This is a genomic window from Bdellovibrio sp. HCB274, from assembly GCF_047306075.1.
Taxonomy (GTDB): Bacteria; Bdellovibrionota; Bdellovibrionia; order Bdellovibrionales; family Bdellovibrionaceae; genus Bdellovibrio.
In genome coordinates, this window is the sequence record NZ_CP178623.1 from 2,105,718 (window position 1) to 2,124,641 (window position 18,924).

General features: G+C 46.6%; 22 protein-coding genes. 11 read left to right on the forward strand and 11 right to left on the reverse strand.

The genetic code is table 11. The annotated features are described in order from the left end of the window. Nucleotides 1–99 precede the first annotated feature (99 nt). The 3 genes from ACLWNV_RS10275 to ACLWNV_RS10285 all read left to right on the forward strand — a co-directional run bounded on the left by ACLWNV_RS10275 (nt 100) and on the right by ACLWNV_RS10285 (nt 2,979). Nucleotides 100–726 (forward strand): TetR/AcrR family transcriptional regulator, encoded by a 627-nt coding sequence (locus ACLWNV_RS10275; protein ID WP_413584313.1) that lies wholly within the window; start codon nt 100–102, stop codon nt 724–726. Between the two features lie 68 nt (nt 727–794). Then, nucleotides 795–1,988 carry a voltage-gated chloride channel family protein gene (locus ACLWNV_RS10280; RefSeq protein WP_413584315.1) on the forward strand — a complete coding sequence of 398 codons (1,194 nt, stop codon included), beginning with the start codon at nt 795–797 and terminating at the stop codon, nt 1,986–1,988. Beyond that, the gene (locus tag ACLWNV_RS10285) at nt 1,981–2,979 is read left to right on the forward strand and encodes an NAD(P)H-dependent flavin oxidoreductase (protein WP_413584316.1); all 999 of its coding nucleotides are present in this window, start codon (nt 1,981–1,983) and stop codon (nt 2,977–2,979) included. Before ACLWNV_RS10280 ends, ACLWNV_RS10285 begins: the two co-directional genes overlap by 8 nt. 29 nt (nt 2,980–3,008) lie before the next feature. Here ACLWNV_RS10285 and ACLWNV_RS10290 read toward each other — a convergent pair whose 3' ends face one another. The 7 genes from ACLWNV_RS10290 to ACLWNV_RS10320 all read right to left on the reverse strand — a co-directional run bounded on the left by ACLWNV_RS10290 (nt 3,009) and on the right by ACLWNV_RS10320 (nt 6,660). Continuing rightward, nucleotides 3,009–3,359 (reverse strand): hypothetical protein, encoded by a 351-nt coding sequence (locus ACLWNV_RS10290; RefSeq protein WP_413584317.1) that lies wholly within the window; start codon nt 3,357–3,359, stop codon nt 3,009–3,011. Nucleotides 3,360–3,376: 17 nt separating this feature from the next. After that, a complete protein-coding gene (locus ACLWNV_RS10295) occupies nt 3,377–3,859 on the reverse strand; it encodes a DUF4442 domain-containing protein (RefSeq protein ID WP_413584318.1) in 483 nt (160 codons plus the stop codon). A 252-nt stretch (nt 3,860–4,111) separates the two neighbouring features. Further along, nucleotides 4,112–4,498: a DUF1634 domain-containing protein gene (locus tag ACLWNV_RS10300; RefSeq protein ID WP_413584319.1), complete on the reverse strand. Its 387-nt coding sequence runs from the start codon at nt 4,496–4,498 to the stop codon at nt 4,112–4,114. After that, nucleotides 4,498–5,310, reverse strand: a complete 813-nt coding sequence (locus ACLWNV_RS10305; RefSeq protein WP_413584320.1) for a sulfite exporter TauE/SafE family protein — start codon at nt 5,308–5,310, stop codon at nt 4,498–4,500. Before ACLWNV_RS10305 ends, ACLWNV_RS10300 begins: the two co-directional genes overlap by 1 nt. Nucleotides 5,311–5,325: 15 nt before the next feature. Beyond that, nucleotides 5,326–5,715 (reverse strand): hypothetical protein, encoded by a 390-nt coding sequence (locus tag ACLWNV_RS10310; protein ID WP_413584321.1) that lies wholly within the window; start codon nt 5,713–5,715, stop codon nt 5,326–5,328. A 67-nt stretch (nt 5,716–5,782) separates the two neighbouring features. Further along, entirely contained in the window at nt 5,783–6,190 is a 408-nt protein-coding gene (gene arfB, locus ACLWNV_RS10315) for an alternative ribosome rescue aminoacyl-tRNA hydrolase ArfB (protein WP_413584322.1), read from the reverse strand. Further along, the gene (locus tag ACLWNV_RS10320) at nt 6,187–6,660 is read right to left on the reverse strand and encodes an OsmC family protein (protein ID WP_413584323.1); all 474 of its coding nucleotides are present in this window, start codon (nt 6,658–6,660) and stop codon (nt 6,187–6,189) included. Before ACLWNV_RS10320 ends, arfB begins: the two co-directional genes overlap by 4 nt. 109 nt (nt 6,661–6,769) lie before the next feature. On the opposite strand from ACLWNV_RS10320, the gene ACLWNV_RS10325 reads away from it, so the two are divergent. The 5 genes from ACLWNV_RS10325 (at nt 6,770) to ACLWNV_RS10345 (ending at nt 11,634) form a co-directional block, all read left to right on the forward strand. Then, entirely contained in the window at nt 6,770–8,353 is a 1,584-nt protein-coding gene (locus ACLWNV_RS10325) for an Rnase Y domain-containing protein (protein ID WP_413584324.1), read from the forward strand. Between the two features lie 170 nt (nt 8,354–8,523). Then, nucleotides 8,524–8,961, forward strand: coding sequence for a response regulator (locus ACLWNV_RS10330; RefSeq protein ID WP_340597173.1), 438 nt, complete (start codon nt 8,524–8,526; stop codon nt 8,959–8,961). 140 nt (nt 8,962–9,101) lie between these two features. Then, nucleotides 9,102–10,130 (forward strand): hemolysin family protein, encoded by a 1,029-nt coding sequence (locus tag ACLWNV_RS10335; RefSeq protein WP_413584325.1) that lies wholly within the window; start codon nt 9,102–9,104, stop codon nt 10,128–10,130. 108 nt (nt 10,131–10,238) lie between these two features. Then, nucleotides 10,239–10,982, forward strand: coding sequence for a DUF3943 domain-containing protein (locus ACLWNV_RS10340; protein ID WP_413584326.1), 744 nt, complete (start codon nt 10,239–10,241; stop codon nt 10,980–10,982). A 1-nt stretch (nt 10,983) separates the two neighbouring features. Continuing rightward, the gene (locus ACLWNV_RS10345) at nt 10,984–11,634 is read left to right on the forward strand and encodes a hypothetical protein (RefSeq protein ID WP_413584328.1); all 651 of its coding nucleotides are present in this window, start codon (nt 10,984–10,986) and stop codon (nt 11,632–11,634) included. Here ACLWNV_RS10345 and ACLWNV_RS10350 read toward each other — a convergent pair. Beyond that, entirely contained in the window at nt 11,631–12,044 is a 414-nt protein-coding gene (locus ACLWNV_RS10350; RefSeq protein ID WP_413584329.1) for a hypothetical protein, read from the reverse strand. The genes ACLWNV_RS10345 and ACLWNV_RS10350 overlap by 4 nt on opposite strands. 125 nt (nt 12,045–12,169) lie before the next feature. Between ACLWNV_RS10350 and ACLWNV_RS10355 the strand changes: the two genes are divergently transcribed. From ACLWNV_RS10355 to ACLWNV_RS10365, 3 genes are all read left to right on the forward strand, one after another. Next, the gene (locus ACLWNV_RS10355; protein ID WP_413584330.1) at nt 12,170–12,451 is read left to right on the forward strand and encodes a hypothetical protein; all 282 of its coding nucleotides are present in this window, start codon (nt 12,170–12,172) and stop codon (nt 12,449–12,451) included. Nucleotides 12,452–12,509: 58 nt separating this feature from the next. Further along, nucleotides 12,510–14,372, forward strand: a complete 1,863-nt coding sequence (locus tag ACLWNV_RS10360; protein WP_413584332.1) for a hypothetical protein — start codon at nt 12,510–12,512, stop codon at nt 14,370–14,372. 61 nt (nt 14,373–14,433) lie between these two features. Beyond that, nucleotides 14,434–15,675 carry a hypothetical protein gene (locus ACLWNV_RS10365; protein ID WP_413584333.1) on the forward strand — a complete coding sequence of 414 codons (1,242 nt, stop codon included), beginning with the start codon at nt 14,434–14,436 and terminating at the stop codon, nt 15,673–15,675. Here the strand turns inward: ACLWNV_RS10365 and ACLWNV_RS10370 are convergent. The 3 genes from ACLWNV_RS10370 to ACLWNV_RS10380 are packed head-to-tail and all read right to left on the reverse strand — an operon-like array spanning nt 15,658 to nt 18,919. Beyond that, entirely contained in the window at nt 15,658–16,398 is a 741-nt protein-coding gene (locus ACLWNV_RS10370) for a hypothetical protein (protein ID WP_413584334.1), read from the reverse strand. The two genes, ACLWNV_RS10365 and ACLWNV_RS10370, sit on opposite strands and share 18 nt — an antisense overlap. After that, nucleotides 16,395–17,186 (reverse strand): RnfABCDGE type electron transport complex subunit D, encoded by a 792-nt coding sequence (locus ACLWNV_RS10375; protein ID WP_413584335.1) that lies wholly within the window; start codon nt 17,184–17,186, stop codon nt 16,395–16,397. Before ACLWNV_RS10375 ends, ACLWNV_RS10370 begins: the two co-directional genes overlap by 4 nt. Then, nucleotides 17,183–18,919 (reverse strand): FG-GAP-like repeat-containing protein, encoded by a 1,737-nt coding sequence (locus ACLWNV_RS10380; protein ID WP_413584336.1) that lies wholly within the window; start codon nt 18,917–18,919, stop codon nt 17,183–17,185. The genes ACLWNV_RS10375 and ACLWNV_RS10380 overlap by 4 nt, the downstream gene beginning before the upstream one ends. Between the last annotated feature and the right edge of the window lie 5 nt (nt 18,920–18,924).

An 18,924-nucleotide genomic window follows, 5' to 3' on the forward strand; every position in this document is an offset into this window, starting at 1 on the left:
ACCGCTAAATGATACTTAACCAACTAGTATTGAATATCAAACCGGTATGACCGAATATGAACACGAGCTTAGTTAATAAACCTCAACAAGGAGGAAATCATGGGTGCAAGTCCAATCAGCCACAACAATCCGGACAAAAAGTATATGCTTAAAATTCCGGTGCAAAAACGCTCTAAAGAAACTGTGGCGAGCATCGTAGAATCCTGTGCGAGACTTTTAGTGCAGGAACCGTATCATGCAATCACTACGGATAAGATTGCAGAGATGGCGGGAGTAAGTATCGGTTCGCTTTATCAATTCTTTGCCAACAAAGAAGCCATCGTCGCTGCGGTGATTGATGATCTTTTGCAAAAAGATTTGGTATATATTGAAGAGAACCTGGCAAAACTGACAACAACAGACCTGGATGCTAAAATCCACGCGTTTATTGATATTGGTTTCGCCCGTTTCCACGACAACCGTCCTTTAAGAACAGCTCTTCAAGGTGTTCAGGGCATGTTGGATTACTGGGAAACTCGCCGTGTGTTCTTTGAACATTATCAAAAAGCGGTTCTGCAGCATATGCCACAGATTCCAGGACGTGATCGCGAGATGATTGCACTGTTCATCGTGAGCAGCTTCAATAACATCCTGCAATTAAGTCTTCTGGGTCCGCAGTCCCCTGAGCGGGAAAACGAGATCAAGAAAGAAGTGTATACTTTGATCAGTCGTTATTTGAAAACATAAGGGATAGAGAAAGTTCTTGCCCTTCTAAATCCTCCTCGTATGCTGAATGGTATCGAGGAGGATTTTTTTTGCTTAAGTTCGCGTTCCGATGGTCCGCCATCTCCATCGTTATCGGCCTTCTTGCCGGAACTGCCTCTGCGGGCTTCCTTGCCTCCTTGGACTTTGTCACCCGCACCCGCGTTGAAAATCCCTGGCTTTTATTTCTGCTTCCTGTTGCCGGTATATTGATTGCCTGGCTTTACCACCGCCATGGGAAAGGCACTGAAGCCGGAAACATTCTGATCCTGGATGAAATTCACAGCCCCAAACAAGTGGTGCCTTTAAGAATGGCGCCTTTGGTTTTGTTTGGGACACTTGCGACTCATTTGTTTGGTGGCTCGGCAGGACGCGAGGGCACGGCTGTGCAAATGGGTGCTTCAATTTCAGATCAATTAACTCATTTGTTTAAATTTGATAATAGCGAGCGAAAGCTTCTTTTGATGGCGGGTATCTCGGCGGGATTTGCTTCTGTTTTTGGTACTCCCCTTGCTGGCGCGATCTTTGGCCTAGAGGTCCTTTCTTTAAGAAGAATTCGTTATGCCGCGGTTCTTCCCTGCTTTGCAGCTGCAATCATTGCTGATCGGGTCTGCTCGCTTTGGGGAATTCATCATACAGTTTATAAAATTTCTGATACCGCTGCGCTAAGCATGATGAATATCGGTTACGCAATTCTAGCGGGCATCGCATTCGGCCTTTGCGCACGCTTTTTCATCAAGAGTCTGCATCATGTGATTCGACTTTTTAAAAATGCGATTACCAATCCTTTAGTGCGCACTTTTGTCGGCGGGATACTGGTAATCGTACTGGCTGCTTTGATGCAGACGGATCGCTATTTAGGATTGGGCCTTCCGGTTATTGTGGAAAGCTTTCAGCAGCATGTGGCGCCCTATGATTTTGTTTTAAAAATCCTATTCACCGCAATCACTCTGGGCTCGGGATTTAAAGGTGGCGAAGTTACACCGTTATTTTTTATCGGTGCAACTTTAGGAAATGCTCTAGCTTGGTTTTTACCACTGCCACTTTCCCTTTTGACGGGTATGGGTTTTGTTGCGGTCTTTGCCGGGGCGGCCATGACACCACTTGCGTGTACCGTGATGGCCATGGAACTTTTCGGAACTCAAGGCGCTGTTTTCTGCGCCATTGCCTGCGTAGTTAGTTTTTTATCCTCCGGACCTAAAGGAATTTATCACTCACACCATACTGAGGTAGCAAAACATGCTTAAAAAAATCAAGACACCATTCACCGAACTGATGGGCATCGACTATCCAATTATTGCTGCACCGATGTTTTTGGTGAGTAATGCTGAGATCGTTTCCCAAGCCAGCGAGGCTGGTGGAATCGGTACATTTCCGGCATTGAACTATCGCCCCTTGGAAAACTATGCGGCGGCCTTAAAAGAAATGCGCGAAAAAACCAAAAAGCCCATCGGCATTAACATCATCGTGAATAAATCCAACACCCGTCAAAATGATGATTTGAAAATCGCGTTGGATCACGGGGTGAACTTGTTCATCACTTCTTTGGGTAATCCTAAGAAAGTTATCGAAGAAGCGCACAAAAACGGCGCGAAAGTTTTTTGCGACGTAACCAATCTTGAACACGCTTTAAAATGTCAGGATCTGGGAGCTGATGGCGTGATTGCAGTGGGCGCGGGAGCTGGTGGCCACGCGGGACCAATCTCTCCCCTGGTTCTAATTCCGTGGCTTAAAACACGCCTTCAAATTCCAATTGTGGCGGCCGGTGGCATTTCCCACGGCTCGATGATCGCTGCCTGCCTGGCACTAGGCGCAGACGGAGTGAGCGTCGGTACTCGTTTTATCGCCAGCCGTGAAGCCAACGTGGATAAAGCCTACAAGGACGCCATTATCAAATCCACACCTGAAGATATCGTCATGACCACACGGGTTTCCGGAACTCCCGCCGCGGTGATCAACACTCCTTATGTGCAAAAATTAGGTACGGACTTACCTTGGGCGATGAAAGTTTTAAAAGACCACAAGCTGACCAAGAAGTACATGGTGCCATTGATTCACTTGATGGGGATGAAATCACTGGAAGAAGCAGCAGTTAAGCCCACTTGGAAAACTGTTTGGACCGCAGGGCAATCTGTTGGGTTGGTGGAAGAAATTCTGACTGTGCGCGAGATCTATCAAAAACTGATCTCAGAATACGAAGCGAGTGTGAAAAAGCTTAATCAATTCGGCGCGGAATAATCCGCGCCTGTCTTTAAGTGGGAAACCGATTAGACAAGCTGTTTGAAAAGCACATCAGCGGCAACGCTGACAAGTGTGCCCAGCACTCCACCATGAACCAAAATGCGCAGAGCGATAGGCAAGCTTTGCAGGCGGCTGTAGGCATGGATCATGGTTGGTACCATGCCAACGAAACCGATAATGAAACCTTTTAACCACGGCTGAATATCCCACGAGACAAACGGAATAACCAGGCCCAATAAAATCCAAGTTGCGAATACCGACATGATGGAATAGCGATACTGTGGCGGCTTGGTTTTCGCATCCTTTAGCATCGGAAGAATATCCAAAGTTCCCGCAACAATACCGATACCCAGGGCAATTAAGATTTGATTCAACATCAGTAACTCCGTGAATCTTATGATTTAATGGAGCGATTTCTAACTGACAAAGTCAGCTCGTAAGTCATGACTGGTTCATCGCTTTTGCTTGGGACAATCGCGTAACCCTTCATTTTTCTTTCGATACGGGCTGGATTGGTTTTAGCTTCGTTAATCAAAGCCACCACCGATTCAACTTCGTCACAAACAAAGTGCACATCACCGTCAGCGCGTTTTCCGTACTGAGCGGTGAAGTCTTTGAAAATGAAGTCGATCTTTTGTTTGCTTTCCGCAATCACCTGCACCGCTGGTGCCGCGATGGAAAGCTCTGCCCCTACGCCCAAGGCACCAAAGTACATCGAGTTCAGATGGTTTTTCGTGCGATAGCCCAATGGAATCTTGATCACGAATTTTTTATCCGTCATCTCTACCACTTTTGGTCCGATGAAAACCAATAGAGGAATTTTTAAAAGACCATAGATCGCCAGGAACGCGTTGAATTTGAAAATCTTTGTATTCATGCCTTTAATCTTAAGACCCGAGCCCAGAGAAGGGCCAGCATTTTTAAGTGAGCCCCCGACTATTTTGACATTTTGCCAAGTGAGGTGTTCAATATACTTAGACGGACAGCCCCTTTGAATAAGATCTGATCCCAAGTTCTCATTCCCTCTGAACATCTTATTCTACCGGCTGATCCCATAGACCCCCGATTCAAGTTCAACAAAGGAAGAACTTTTGCAACCGGGGGTTTCCTATTTGAGGCCATCCAGAATTTAAAGCTCAATTCCCAGTAAAAAAGAAGCGATTAGACAGGTGAAAACCGCGAAGGCCATAACAGCCAGGATATAGTCTTTTTGTTTGATGAAAAGGACGCCCGTGAGGAACACACGAATAATTGGCAATGATACTAACACTGCCAATCCGGCAAAGCCGATGATCAGTGGTTGATCGTGTGTGATCACGGCCCAATTCAGAGTTTCATACAGCGACTTGGATTCATAACGGCTGAAACTTGAAAGAGTATCACCGTGCTTGAACCAACCCCATAGCCAACCGATGGTCATCAGCATTCCCGCAACGTAAACACCACTGCGAAGCATTTTGCTGATTCTAAGTTCCAGATCATGAAGAATTTGATCTTGTTGAGATTGAGCCTGCATTACTTCAACCCTTTCATGATCATTTGCACGGAAACTATCGACAACACAACGACAAAGATTTTACGAATCACTGCCGCTGGCATCTTGACCATGGCTTTTGCTCCCAGCATGGAGCCTATGATAATTCCGACTGCCACGGGTGCTGCAATTTCAGGTCGGACATCGCCTTTTAATAAGAATGCTCCGGCACTGGCGGCAGCCGTTACACCAATCATAAAATTCGAAGTGGCCGACGAAACCTTGATCGGAAGTTTCATCGCCCCGTCCATAGCGAGCACTTTAAAGATTCCGCTTCCGATCCCTAACAAGGCCGATAAAACGCCTGCACCAAACATCGCAAACAAACCCAGCGGAACTTTTTCCACCTTATAGGTTTTCCACTGCTCCCCTTCAGGAAAGCCACCGTCTAATTTTAATTTATCAGCCCAAGGGTGATTGCTGGCAGAGTAGTGCTCGTGACGTTTTCTTAGCATCATCAATGCTGAAAAAAGCAGGAAGGTGCCGAACAATAAAAATAGAAATTGCGCTTTAACATACGAGGAAATCAAAAAGCCCACGATAGCGCCACTCACCGTGCCGATTTCCAAAAAAACCGCCAGACGTAAATTTGTTAATGAATCTTTAAGGTAACTTGCGGCTGCACCGGATGAAGTGGCAACGATGGAAATAAGACTGGCGGCAATCGCGTAGCGAATATCGATGTGATAAACCAGAGTAAGAACAGGGACTATGATGATACCCCCACCCAAACCAAGAAGGGCTCCCAGGAAGCCCGCTCCAATGGCTGTTACAAGAAGAAGTATCTCATGCATAACGATCCTAGATGCTTATTTTGCGCATTCAGATAAACGAACCAAACGAGCCCCGAAATAGGTGCCGCGTTTTTTCAGCTCCCAAGGTGGATAAGGCAGATACACCGCCTCAGCACATTGGCCCTTTTGCACGATCGCCCACTGGCGATCTTCAGAAGTGGCTGCGAAAATTTCGTTAGTTGTGGTGTCTTTGATGCTGATTGCGAACGAAAAAACTTTTTCATTCAATTCGCCACCGGATCTGGCAATCAAGGCCACTGGAAGTTCAACGCGTTCAACATTGATAACTTCACCGATCACAGTTTTTGAAAAAATCACGCTGTAGTTTGCAAGTACGATCCACAAAAGACCGCCAATGATTACAAGGAACAAGATTGTTTTGATGATTCTGCCGATTGCTGCCATATGAAAGAATTATCGGCGCTTTTTAAATAACGTCAACAAAAAGGACCGTGCCGAGCCGCACAGTTTTTTAAGTCGAAACTTTTTTGCGACCCGCCTTCACTTCTGAGTGGCGTTTTTTGGTATCAAGTCTTTTGCGCACAGAGCTGCGGGAAGGTTTGGTGGCAATACGCTTCTTAGGCACAAAAAGGGCTTTTTGCACCAACGCCTGCAACTTTTTAAGACAGGCGGAACGATTTTGATCCTGATCGCGAAATTCTTCACTACGAATCAGAATATCACCATCATCAGTAAGCTGCGAAGCCAGCTTCGTCAGCAATCTATCCTTAATGTTTTCAGGTAACATCTGACTGTCACGCAAATTCCATCGCAAAATCGCCGCCGAATTGGTGCGATTCACATTCTGACCGCCCGGCCCGCGGGAGCGAGCATAGGTGAAATCAAATTCATGATAAAACTGCGTTACATCAATGATCATTTGGCAGCGTCTTCCTTCACTGTGAAATCTGCTTTTCCATCATAAATCTTTTCGCCATTCAGGAAAACTTCATATTGCACCGGCGACGTCGGGCACACCATGGCCGTGACTCCACAGTACTTGGTCATGGAAAGTGTGACTGCTTTGATGGCTTGCTCTGGCTTAATGTTCGAGCCTTTGATTAAATATTGAGCACGCACCAGAGTGAAAATCGCCGGATGAGTTTCAGTTGTCTCGGTTTGCGCATCCACATCACAGGATTGCAGATCCAGGCGCATTTTTTTAAGAATGGAAACCACGTCCATTCCGGAACAGGCACAGATGGAGGCCAAGAGCACTTCTTTAGGCGTGGGACCCAGGTTTTGGCCACCCGCCTCTGCCCGCGAATCCATCATGAACTTCAAGCCACGTGACTCGGCCTCAAATCCCAGTCCACCTGTCCAGCGCGTTTTCGTTTCCATTTGTCCCATACTTTTGCCTCCCTGCGCAAAGTGTAGAACGAATAACACACGAAGTAAACCCTCTGAAAATTTGCGTTATTTCATTATGGGCAGTAAACTTAGAGGGTTAGGAGTATTTATGACTGCATTGATTGCTACAGCCCTGGTTGGAATTATCGCCGGTGGAGTTTTGGGTTGGGCCTTGCACAAGTTGAATGTCGCACGCACTCTTCGTCTGGCTCGTGAAGAAGCCCAGGAAATCGTCGATGAAGCGAAGGAAGCGATCGAGCTGAAAGAGCTTGAGCAAAAAGAGCGCATTCAAGAAATCGAAATGGAAATGTGGACCAAAGTGGAACCTGACATGCTCAAGTCCGAAGGTCGCATTGAAGATTTGCAAGAGGTCGCAAACGAGAAAAAAGCCAAAGCGGATTCCATTGTTCAGGAAGAGAAAAAGAAACTTCAGGAACGTGAAGCTGACGTGAAAGCCCAGGAACAGGTTTTAAAAGGTCAGGAAGCAGAACTTGGTAAAATCAAGGATCAGCAAAAGGTTTTGAATGGTGAGTTTGTACAAAAGCTGACTGCAAAACTGGGAACTTCTGCCGAAGATTTCAAAACTGAACTGAAAACCAAAATGGAAGAGGAAGCAGTTCGCAGAGCTGCTCGCCTGGCCCAGGAACACGAAGAAGACGTGAAAGAGCACGCCGAGACTCGCGCTAAAAAAATTCTGGCGCTGGTCATTGACCGTTTCGCACGCCCTTATTGTGCTGAACGCGGAATCGGCGCTGTGAACTTCCCGGATGCCCACGCGCGCAAACTGTTTGTTGATCCCGCAGGGGCTAACATCAAAGCTGTTCAGGACAGCTGTGGTTGCGACATCATCGTGGAGCAAGACATGGAAATGGTCGGCGTTGCCGGCTTCGATCCGGTTCGCCGCGAACTGACTCGCAGAACACTGGAAAGAATCTTTAAAGAAAAGAAAAGTATCACGCCGGAGTTCATCAAGAAAATTGCAGAAAACCAGAAGAAAGAACTTTTCAAAAACATCAAGCACGATGGCGATGCTTTGGCAAAAGAGCTGAAACTAGAAGGCCTGAACGCAGAGATTCGCCAGATGATGGGTTCTTTGCGCTATCGTTACTCTTTCACGCAGAACCAATATTTTCACTGTGGTGAAGTGGGCTGGCTGGCTGGCTTGATGGCAGCAGAGCTCGGTATTGATATCAAGAAAGCCCGCCGTGTGGGCATGCTCCACGATATTGGTAAATCCATGGACCACGTTCAAGAAGGTGGACATGCGGTGATTGGTGCTGACTTTATCGCGGCTCGCGGTGAAGCGCCTGACGTCGTTCACGCCGTTAAGGCCCATCACTTTGATGAGCAGCCTTCCACTGATCATGCGTTCCTGGTTATCGCAGCCGATGCAGTTTCTGGTGCTCGTCCGGGTGCGCGTCGCTCGACGATTGAGTCTTACAATCAAAAAGTTTCTGAACTTCAGGATATCGCCCGCAGCTTCCCTGGTGTTACAGACTGTTTTGTTTTAAGTGGTGGTCGTGAGTGTCGTGTCCTTGTGAACGGCAAAAAAATCGACGACATGCACGCCTTGGATCTGTCTAAAAAAATCGCAGCGAAGATCGAAGAAGAGTGTAACTACCCTGGGCAAATCAAGGTGGTTGTGGTTCGCGAGACTGTGGTTTCCGAGCAGACGCGCAAGGAACTTGCGTAATAACTCAGCATTTCATTCACATTCCTTAAGCCTTAAGGCTGTCGAAATCAGAGACTACTCTGTGTTTCGACAGCCAGTTTATTAAGATCCCGTCAGACACCTTCTTTTAGAAGATTCTCAGTTTTACTTCGGTTCAAATGGGGAAAGTAAGACTTAGACAGGAGATCGCTATGGTGTTAGATACCACGTCCTCAACGGCTTTAGAGAAACAACGCATACCTCGGGTGCTGGTCATTGATGACAGCCTGGATTCTGTGAAGCTGATGTCACATATTCTGGATCATTATAAGTGCGACGTCACAATGGCTTTTGACGGTCAGGATGCAATTCCGCTGCTGGCAAGCAAACCCTATGACCTTGTTGTGTTGGATTGGCAGATGCCCCAAATGGGTGGTCGCGACACACTTTTGTTAATGGACCGACTGCTAACTGAAAAGAAAGTTAATAAGATCAAAAAGACAATACCTGTGGTGATTTACACAGGACACAGCGAAGAAGAGCTGGATTTGCCATTAGTTAGAAACTTTTCATACCTGGGCTTCATCAATAAGCGTCAGGCATTTAGTTCCATGATGCGCTCATTCAATTTCATACTCCGATCTATATAACTAACAGAAATCCAACAATCCGAACTCGGTTTAACCTTTAAATCGAGTTCTTTATTTGTTAAGTTGTCCTCCTATGAATCCTGATCCCTTACCCATGTCCCCAATGAATAGCTCTTCATCCTTCCGCTTGGGAGGTTTAAATGACTGAGCTGATTGTCGTCCTTCTTTGTCTTTTCGTTAACATGCTTCTATCCGGTGCTGAAATGGCTTTTGTAACCGTACGTAAAGTACAGCTGCAAAAAATCGCTAGTAAAGACAGCCGCGCAAGAATTTTGTTAAAACTGAAAGCAAATCCCGAGCGCACTCTTTCTGTCATTCAGATTGGTATCACTGTCGTCGGAGCAATTGCTGCGGCGGTGGGTGGTGCTGGCGCAGAGGAAGCTCTCTCCCCGCTTTATATTGACCTGTTTAAGGTATCGCCAAGCACGGCAGACGCCATTGCGATTGCCTCCGTGGTTTTGCCACTGACTTATTTAAGCGTTGTTGTGGGCGAATTGGTTCCCAAGACCTTGGCTTTAAGAAATTCCCTGAGCATTGCTTTGTGGAGTGCGCGCGGGTTGGCAATCAGCGAAAAGTTTTTGTCGTTGTTCGTCTATATTTTGGAAAGATCCACTCACTTGATTTTGAAAATCTTTGGCCACTCCCAAACCCACGGGGCGGCTGATCACGAAATCGAAATTGAGGATCTTCCCCACCATACCAAGCAGTATGTTATGAACCTGGTAAGCGCCGATAAGATGCTGGCCCGGGATATCATGGTTCCTTGGGAGGAAGTGGTTTTTGTTCGCCGTGACGATGCTATCGAAGACGTCGAGACGATTATCGTGAACTCCGGCCACACCCGTATTCCTGTCATGCACGACGGGGAAATCGTGGGACTGATTAACTCGAAAGAGTTCTTCACTGCGCGCAAATATAAGAACCTGGACTGGCAGACTTTGATTCGTCCGGTTCTTAAGTTTAAGGCCTTTGAACCTTTGTTCCGTATCTTAATGCAGATGCAGCAGCAAAAATCCCATATGGCGATCATTTACGAGCGCGCCAATATCGTGGGTCTGGTCACAATGGAAAACATCTTTGAAGAAATCATCGGGGATATCTTTGACGAAGACGATGATGGCTTCGTGAAGAAGCTATTAGCATCCAAATCCCGTCGCCGACTTACTTAATTTAGATCTGGAATCATTGTTGCACATTTGGAACAATGATTCCTGTATTCGTCCTCTGCCGTTACAATCTATAATGACGATAAGTTAGATACAGAAAGTATCTGACTTATGAATACAGCTCTTAAAACACTTCTGATTCTAGTTTTTCCTTTATCCCTCTGGGCCCAAGTGCCAAACAGTCCAGTGATCGCCAGTCAATTGCCAGCTCACCTGCAGGAATTGGATGAGCTCAAAGAACGGCAAAAGGTTTTGGAGGAACAAATCGCTGCCGAAGTTGCAGAGCTGCGTGAGCTTCACCAAAAACTTCACCCACCTCCTCCCCAACGCACAGCCAGCGAATTAGCTATCAACTTTGCGATTATGTACGGCGCTCAGTGGGCGGTGTATCTGGTCACTCAGCACGAAACGATTCAGGAACACGGCTCCTGGCAAAATTTCGTCAGCTACCCGCTTCGCCCTGAATTCGACAAAGACAGCTTTGACTACAACATCGTAAAGCACGCGATCTCCGGAAATTACTATTATCTTTATTATCGCTCGCGCGGATACAGCGAAGTGGAAGCCTTTCAATGGACGATCCTGTCGTCTTTAGCTTTTGAATTTGCCATCGAGACCTTCACCGAACGCCCCAGCATTCAGGATATGTATCAAACACCTATATACGGGACACTACTGGGGATGGGTACCGAACGGGCCAGCCGCTATTTCTTAGAGCGGGAATCAAAAGTCGCACATGTGGTGGGATACATTCTAAATCCTTTTGAGTTGCTTAATTCCGACAACAAAGACATCAGCGCGGTTCCACTTATTGATTCGAAATCAATGGGCATGACTGTTACCTGGGGGTTTTAATATGAAATCCTTTACTGCCTTTCTTCTTTTCCTAATTTTCTCAAGCTCAGCCATGGCCAGTGATTTCTTTCCCTATAATTGGACAAAAGGAATGCATCTTTTTGCAGGCGTCGGAGCGCACACGGCTTTATTCTCTGACCAGGAAGGCACTTACGATGGCGGCCTGGGACTGAATCTTAAAACCGACGTGACTTATTTCATTGATGAGGACTGGGCCATTGAACTGGGTTCATCTGTGGGATTTAACCGCGTCAGCAACTATCTTCTTTGGGACACATTGTTCACAGTCGGAGTTCGTGTTCCGCTACCAAGTTTAACGCAGTATCAATTAGGACAACCTTATGGCCGCTTGTTTGTGGGACGTGCGCCGACGGTGTTGTTTCTAAACGGTGATCACACTCGCGTGGATAATGGCAACGTGGACAGAATTCAATGGGATGGCCCTGTGATTGGTGGAGCTTTAGGAACTTTACATATGACTGCAAAAGGACAGGTGTGGTTTACGGAGTTTTCTTTTGCCTATCAGGAATTAAAACAGCAAACTGAAATCGGCATGGCTGGCGAAGTGCCGGTGATTATTTCTGATGGAAACGTGGACGGTCACAGCTCGGTTTACAGTTTGTCTTTTACGATCGGGATTATGGCTTTTTAAAAACCTGTCTGTACTAAAACTGCATTGAGGCGACGGGATTTGAACATCTGCCCGTCGACGCGAAAGATGTCGCGATCGTCATTGGCTTCCAGCACCGTTGTCGTAGCACTTTTATTTCGCGCCATCAAATAAGGACGAAATTTGATAGATTTTGCCTCGGGCAAATTATCTTTTTCCATCACGACATTGCATAAAAGAACCAGATCATTTGCATCTTTGGTGACTTTTTTATCGAACAACTGATGGATCGTGTCTACATCCAGTGGACACCAATTCCAAGCCACACCTTGGGAGGGATTGACCACTTCCAGAATGAAATCATTATACCTGCGCAACCCAATCAAAGCTGCCGTCAAGATTAGAACAATAACTGCGAATGTGATGATGATTTTTTTTCTGTAAGATTTCACCAGATGATTATGGCATTTGTTATAGTCCAAATGGGAGACCAGAACTTTAGAAAAGTCGAAAATAGACCGATTTATTTAACATGAGTATGAGAGCTGGAACGTCCCTATTTATTCTCCTCACCACGTTGAGTCTGTTTACAACAGGCTGCTCGATGGATGTTGCCATCCGCAGTGGAGATTTAAATAGATTTCCGACGGCAATAGGCCTTACTCCCAGTGGCAATCAAAACGTTATTACTGAAGATGGCTATCACGCACAAGTATCAATGAGCACACTTAATGACGGTATCGCGACTCGCACTGTGAGCGGTTATACTGTTATGACAAGCTTTCAAGGCACCCTTTTTGATGACGATGTAATCTCCGATTTTCATCGAAGCCAGGCCGTTCCCGCTGTATCAGAATAAGATATGACCTCAAAGTAATTCTAAAGTTATCCGTTTCCTAAACCGAAAATACTTATATATGAACGTAACTGTAGCAGCCTTACTTTTATTTCTGGCACTGGCGGCGGGTATTGTCTCACCTGCGAACGCCGTGAATAGCATGAGCTATCAAGGCCGTATCGTACGCCCTGATGGTCGCCCAGTTAATGCCAAGAACGTTCAAATCAAAGTTCAAATCCGCTCTCCTGGAGACGAGAACTGTCTTTTATACGAAGAACTGCACACACTGGACATGGTGAACTCCAAAGGTATCTTTACGATTGATATCGGTAAAGGCGTGCGCTCGGATCCGACGTTGGATGGCGGTGTCGCGTTTTCTGAAATCTTCTCAAACCGGCCAGCGACTTTAGGCCCCTTTCCTCTTTGTGAAGAGTACGACCCGTTAACTCAGACCACGAACATCACGTCGACCACTTACACTCCAGTTCCAGGTGGCAATCGAAAACTGGTTATTTCCTTTAATGATGGTTCCGGCGTACAAACATTGGAATACCAAAGTTTGTCTTACGTCCCCTACACTGTTGAATCCATGCAAGTGGGCGGATACGAACCAAAACAGCTACTGCGTTTCTCACCGGACGTGAATACATCCGAAATGACAAATGTGGAGTATCAAAAATTTCTGCAGCTTCTTGCAGGCAATTTCCCGGATTACGAAAATCCAGGACAAATTAACAACTCTCCACTTCCAGCTGTGACAGCCAACCAGGTTTATCGCTGGACGGGTTCTGCGTGGGAAGCTTTCACTTTGGTACCTTTGGAACCGGGATCTAATCTTGCCGATCTGACCAGCCCTGCCGATGCCCGGGATAATTTGGGTTTGGGAAATTCTGCAACATTAGATGCAGGTACGGCCGCAGGAAATCTGGTGCAACTTGATTCCAACGGACAGATTCTGGATTCAGTACTTTCACCAAACGTGATGGTGGGATTGACGGCCATTTCACCGTTGGTGAAATACGGCACGTACAATACGCCAAATATTGCAATTGGTTCGGGCACTGTGACCGGTCAGGCGCTGCGCTGGAATGATTCTACAAAAATATGGGATATCACTAAAATCCGCTACACTGATTTAGTGAACAGTACTTTCCTGAGCCCTTGGCCTTCAACAAGCTGCTTAACCAATCAATACATATCCTGGTCATCCACTAGTGACTCATTTATTTGTACTGATTTCCCCGTGGGATCAACAACTGTACAAGGGGTTCTGCAAGTGGGTGCCGGCCTTAGCGTGACTGCGGGCGTGGTCAGTATGCCGGATGTGATGACGGCAGGTTCTTATGCCAAAGTCACCGTGGATACAAAAGGCCGCGTTGTCGGTAATACAAACTTGTCCTCCACTGATGTGACAACAGGTCTTGGTTTTACACCGGTGAATAAAGCTGGCGACACTATGACGGGTGCCTTGGCATTGCCGGCAAACGGCCTTACTGTCGGTACTTCCCAACTTGCAGTCAGTGGCGGCAACGTTACTGCTTCCGGAAATATTACCGCCACCGGCACCGTGAAGGCGGATCGCATGGTCGCAAATACCACATCTTCGACAAATGCGACGATAGAAGTTCAAGGTCAGGTACTTTCAAAAGTCTATAACGCTGGTTCCGCAACTTCCATAAATTGGGACAACGGCAACCTGCAATACACCACTGCCAACTGCGGTGCTTTCACTTTTTCAAACATGTATGACGGCGGCTCTTACACGCTGATTGTTCGCGGTACTGCGAATACCATGTGCAGCTTTTCCCAAGCTTCCCCGACCGCTTTGGCCACGACGGATTTTAAATTTGTACCGACCCTGCAAAATACCAATGGCGAAACAGTTTTCACGTTGCTCCGTGCAGGAAATAAAGTTTACGTGACTTGGATAACGGGTTACTAATTAAGGCATGAGCCTTGGCCGACGTGTCCTTTACTTTCTATGCACATTCACCCTATGGATCTTGATTTTTCTCAAGTGGCCCGGCTCCGCTCTTAGCTCTCCGTGGATTTTACTTCCGGTTTTTTCTTATTTCTTCTGGCAGGAAAAACAATTCCTAAGTTTGCTGGTTGCTTCCTTCGGTCATGCCTGTGTTTATCTGGCGGCGCCAGCAGCTGTAACTAAATCCACCACCGGATTTGAGATGGCGTTCACGATTGGCTATTACGCTCTGTCTTTGGCGGTCGGCGCAGGAATACTATGGGCAGGGCGAAAAATCGTTCGCCCTCAATTGGGACGTGTGCTTTTTATTTTTGCCTTGTTTGAAAGTGTGATTTACCTCGTGCGGAGTGATGCTGCGCCTTTGGCGATGAACCTGCAATGGCTCCTGTGGCCGTTCTTGTGGATCTCAATTCTTCCTGCAAGCAGAAATCTTATCTCCGAAAGTATTCTTTCAAGCCCTGCTTGGAACGTAAAACTTTTTGGTGGCCTTCCGATCGGGGCCGGTTCCCAGGAGCTCAGTTCAGTGTACTCTGACCTTTCAGAAGATGACCGATCTACAAGACGTTCATTACTGATTCTTGGAAGCGGGATTCTGTGTTTGTGGATTGCTGATCTGACAGAACATCTTGCTATCATGAACTTTCCAGTTAAAATGACGGACTTCATTCACGCTGAGATGTCGGTACCCATGCGCTGGGCTTCTTTAATCGCCAAACTTTACTGGATGTTTATTAAAACCGCAGGGATTGCCAATACGGCCGTGGGCTTTGCGCGATTAAGTGGTTATCAACTTCCACTGGGTGCCGTGGTCTTTACTGATGCGAAGCTTGCGGAAAGCTGGTCTAAAATCATGCATTACTTAAACCGCCTGATTTTGATTTTGTTTTACCGCCCTCTTATTAAAAGTTTTTCTTTTATTAAACATCGTAAGCTACGCACCGCCTGTGCCATCTCGGTCAGCGTGCCTTTGTTTGGTTTAATGTATATCATCAATCGTGACATCACCATTTCTGGCACCAGCCTGTACCATGTTCTGATCAACCGCTCAGTCTATCTGTGCCTGGTGGTCTTTTTCTCTGTGACGATGTTATTTCTTAGACCGAACAAGAGAAATTCTGTGCCCCGAGTCTTTGGCATTCTAAGAATATTCGTGGCGAGTTTGTTTTTAACTCCCGTATTGATGTATGGATTCTTAACCCTGCATAATACGGGCGCCACGGCCTCCCCGCTGGAGTATTTTGCTTATCTATTTGGCTTTCAATAGTTTTTCTATAATCCAGCCGCTTAAATCAGATTCCTGATCACGATGATTCTGCCGGTAATGGTGGGGTCTTTCGTGATGATTGTGATGCAATCCAATTCCGAATGCATTTCCAAAAAAGCCAGATAGGTTTCGACTGGCATCGTTTCTTTCATATTGGGCACTTCCCCATTTGGGAGAATGGGCAAAGGCATTGATCGCACCCGAGGCCAGACGTGCCAACTCCACCGGCAGACAATAAAGCAACGCACAGCTATTTGGCTCCAAGACCGCCCACAACAAAACAGAAACTGTTAAAATCTCTGTATAATGACGATGCAAAAAATGCTGGCGATTATCTTTAATAAAGTCCCGAACATAACGACTTTCAATTTTGCTTCCAAACACGGTCAGGGTCAGAACGCGAAAAAAGCCCAGATGCTCGGGAGAATGCGGATCCTCAAAGGTATCTGCCTTTTCATGATGTTTACGATGACGACCCGCCCACACCATGGGACTTCCTGTTCCCGCTCCCATCGCAAGTACCGTAATTAAAGCGGCTTTCCACGAAGCCATCTGAAAACTTCTGTGGGAATAATAGCGATGCATGCCTATTTCAAGACCGAAAACGTAAAACAGGAAAAACGCCAGCACTGTACCAGGCCAAAAAGAGCCATCCACCTTCCCAGCAAAAAGAAGGAATAAGAAAACGGCTGGATGAAGAAATCGTACGATCAGTTTCTTCACGACGTCACAAGTTTCTTTCTGGGTTGATCCAGGAAGCGCAGACTGGAATAAAGGGCACAGGCAATGAACACGGTCACAAAGGGGGCATACTTAAACTGTTGCATACGCAGATAGGTATCAAGTGTTGCAATAAATATCCCCTGAAGAACCTGCAGCCTTTTACTTTTGGGCGAGGTCGCGGGATCCGTCATCATATAAAAAGCAATCAGGATAAAAGCGGCCCCGGTCATAGGTGCCAGCAAAGGTGCCAGACTTAACTTTAAAATTTGTGCACGTAATACAGCTCCCAGGAAAAAAACAGAAATGTAGGTTACGGACAGAATCCAGCGCTGCGCCCGATAGGCAGCGAAAAAGCCCAGAGCAATCAATATAAACGCAAGCTCTGTTCCGCCTCCCCATCGCCCCGCCGTTGTTGTCGCCGCCAGCGGAAAGCAAAACACCATAACCACCAGACCGAAATTGTTAGGATTAAAAATGTGGCGACCGTAGGCTGTTAGGAAGTGTTTGGAAAGATTCATCAACGCGGCACCCACGATATAGGGCCAAACGTAAGGACTATCCAAAAGCAAAAAGAATCCCAACGAGGAAATCAAACCGCTTAGCGGAAAGAAGTTGGTCTTTTTGTAAATTCGAATCAATGCATAGTCTACCGCCAGGGATGTCAGTAAAGACCCGGCAAACTGCCAAGGAGTTCTGACAAAACCCGGGGACTGCAAAGCGTAAGCGACAAAGCTTAACAAGAAAATCAGAATAGGAATTCGCGGATCTTTAAGATTTATCAATTTCATGGTTTCACCACCGAGTGATACTCTCCGGCCTTGAGATTTTTAAGTTCAGTCTTTGAGCCATCAGGCCACGTGATCAGTGCCGACAAACCTTCGGGGAAATCTCCCTTTCCCAAGCCAAAGTGCAGACGCGCATCGGATTGCGCGGCATAGGCGTTTAAAGGTTGCTTTTGGCGCCCCATAGTTCGGCCATCTGGTAGTTTCAAGATGACAGATGCACCCCAGGCATCTTTGTTAGGAGCCGCTTGATGCAGATCAAAACCAATCCATCCCCCAAAGGCACCGTCCCAACGATAAATACGAGGTCCTTTCTCCCAACTGATTGTTGCTAAAGCCTGTCTACCGGAATTATCCAGGTCCACCAGGGCTACGCCGCGCTCGTTAGCAGTAAAGTTTCGTAAGTCTTTAACATCAAGACTGCGGCTTACGAAACGTCCTTTGTCTTTCACAAAAAGACAGGCTTTCTCCTCACCCGACAAACCTCCACCACCGATTGCGGGCCAGCGAAGAGCATCACTTAGAACATGTTTGTCGGCTGCATCCATCACGTTCAAAAAATACCAATAGGATTTTCTGGGAACTTCGCCTGCAAAAAAACCATTGCCGACAAAAAGGTCCAAATCGCCATCGTTCTCAAGATCAAAAAACTTTGCTCCCCAGGACCAGCCACAACGATGAATCCCCATATCGGATGCTTTGTTGACGAACTCATGTCCCCCTGACCAGCGCCAGAACATATTGCCCGCAAGCTTTTGCGCGCCAAGGTAAATTTGACTGACGTAAACCGAGGGACGACCGTTGCCATCAAGATCGACGATTTCTGAATTCATACCGTTACGGCTAAAGGCATCGGTGATCATGTAGTCAGAAACTTCATCCATTTTATTTTGCGAACTTACGAAATAAGTTCGATCAATTCCATAATCGTTTGCAAACCACAAAAGTATGTCTTTGGAATCAGGCATTTTCCAGACAGCCAACGAATGGGCCCAGCCGCGATGTTGAATCGGTGTTTCAATTTTTTGAAATGTTCTTTCTGTACGATGAAAAACCGAAGGTTTTGTGCCGTTCATTGCGTGACTGAAGTTGGTGGGCATAACATTGGTATCCTGCAGATCACCAAAGAAATCTAAATCCACATAAGGTGCAATCAGCAGCTCTAACCGACCGTCCCCATCAAGATCGGCCAAATTAAAACCCGTCCCAAAAGTTCCGCAACCCATGGGCTGTGCGTTGCCTTCCTGAAAAGTTCCGTCGGCCTGCCCCCACGCAATTCGTGGGCAGAATCCCAATAAAAACAGATCCAGATAACCGTCATCATCCAAATCCACCAATGCGGATCTATTGATCACAGACTTTTCCGGCAGCAAATGGATACGGTCATTTTCCAAGGTAAAACCAGTGCCTTGATTATTGATGTACAACTTACCTTTAGCATCACCACCGGGATCCGTAAAATGCAGGTCCATATAGCCATCACCATTCACGTCAGCAACTGCCACGGAGGTACCGCCGGAACTTAAATAGGCGCCGACGTGTTTTACTTTCCAGTTTACCTGTGCTTTTTCTGGATGCCAGCCTTGCGCCCAGGAGCTATCCAGCGCTTTTAAGGGGAAATCATTCTGTGCATTTGCAGTCTGAACAGTGAGCCGGTATTTGAATAAGAAAAAACCTGCGCCCAAAATAATCAGGGTGTAAAAAGGTCCCCGCAAACTCTGCTTCCAATTAAAATTCATTTTTG

Bases quoted from the DNA above. Each gene is read 5' to 3' on its own strand.
- ACLWNV_RS10275 (WP_413584313.1), top strand. From the start codon at position 100: ATGGGTGCAAGTCCAATCAGCCACAACAATCCGGACAAAAAGTATATG.
- ACLWNV_RS10285 (WP_413584316.1), top strand. From the start codon at position 1,981: ATGCTTAAAAAAATCAAGACACCATTCACCGAACTGATGGGCATCGAC.
- ACLWNV_RS10290 (WP_413584317.1), bottom strand. From the start codon at position 3,359: ATGTTGAATCAAATCTTAATTGCCCTGGGTATCGGTATTGTTGCGGGA.
- ACLWNV_RS10295 (WP_413584318.1), bottom strand. From the start codon at position 3,859: ATGAATACAAAGATTTTCAAATTCAACGCGTTCCTGGCGATCTATGGT.
- ACLWNV_RS10300 (WP_413584319.1), bottom strand. From the start codon at position 4,498: ATGCAGGCTCAATCTCAACAAGATCAAATTCTTCATGATCTGGAACTT.
- ACLWNV_RS10305 (WP_413584320.1), bottom strand. From the start codon at position 5,310: ATGCATGAGATACTTCTTCTTGTAACAGCCATTGGAGCGGGCTTCCTG.
- ACLWNV_RS10310 (WP_413584321.1), bottom strand. From the start codon at position 5,715: ATGGCAGCAATCGGCAGAATCATCAAAACAATCTTGTTCCTTGTAATC.
- arfB (WP_413584322.1), bottom strand. From the start codon at position 6,190: ATGATCATTGATGTAACGCAGTTTTATCATGAATTTGATTTCACCTAT.
- ACLWNV_RS10320 (WP_413584323.1), bottom strand. From the start codon at position 6,660: ATGGGACAAATGGAAACGAAAACGCGCTGGACAGGTGGACTGGGATTT.
- ACLWNV_RS10325 (WP_413584324.1), top strand. From the start codon at position 6,770: ATGACTGCATTGATTGCTACAGCCCTGGTTGGAATTATCGCCGGTGGA.
- ACLWNV_RS10330 (WP_340597173.1), top strand. From the start codon at position 8,524: ATGGTGTTAGATACCACGTCCTCAACGGCTTTAGAGAAACAACGCATA.
- ACLWNV_RS10335 (WP_413584325.1), top strand. From the start codon at position 9,102: ATGACTGAGCTGATTGTCGTCCTTCTTTGTCTTTTCGTTAACATGCTT.
- ACLWNV_RS10340 (WP_413584326.1), top strand. From the start codon at position 10,239: ATGAATACAGCTCTTAAAACACTTCTGATTCTAGTTTTTCCTTTATCC.
- ACLWNV_RS10345 (WP_413584328.1), top strand. From the start codon at position 10,984: ATGAAATCCTTTACTGCCTTTCTTCTTTTCCTAATTTTCTCAAGCTCA.
- ACLWNV_RS10360 (WP_413584332.1), top strand. From the start codon at position 12,510: ATGAACGTAACTGTAGCAGCCTTACTTTTATTTCTGGCACTGGCGGCG.
- ACLWNV_RS10375 (WP_413584335.1), bottom strand. From the start codon at position 17,186: ATGAAATTGATAAATCTTAAAGATCCGCGAATTCCTATTCTGATTTTC.
- ACLWNV_RS10380 (WP_413584336.1), bottom strand. From the start codon at position 18,919: ATGAATTTTAATTGGAAGCAGAGTTTGCGGGGACCTTTTTACACCCTG.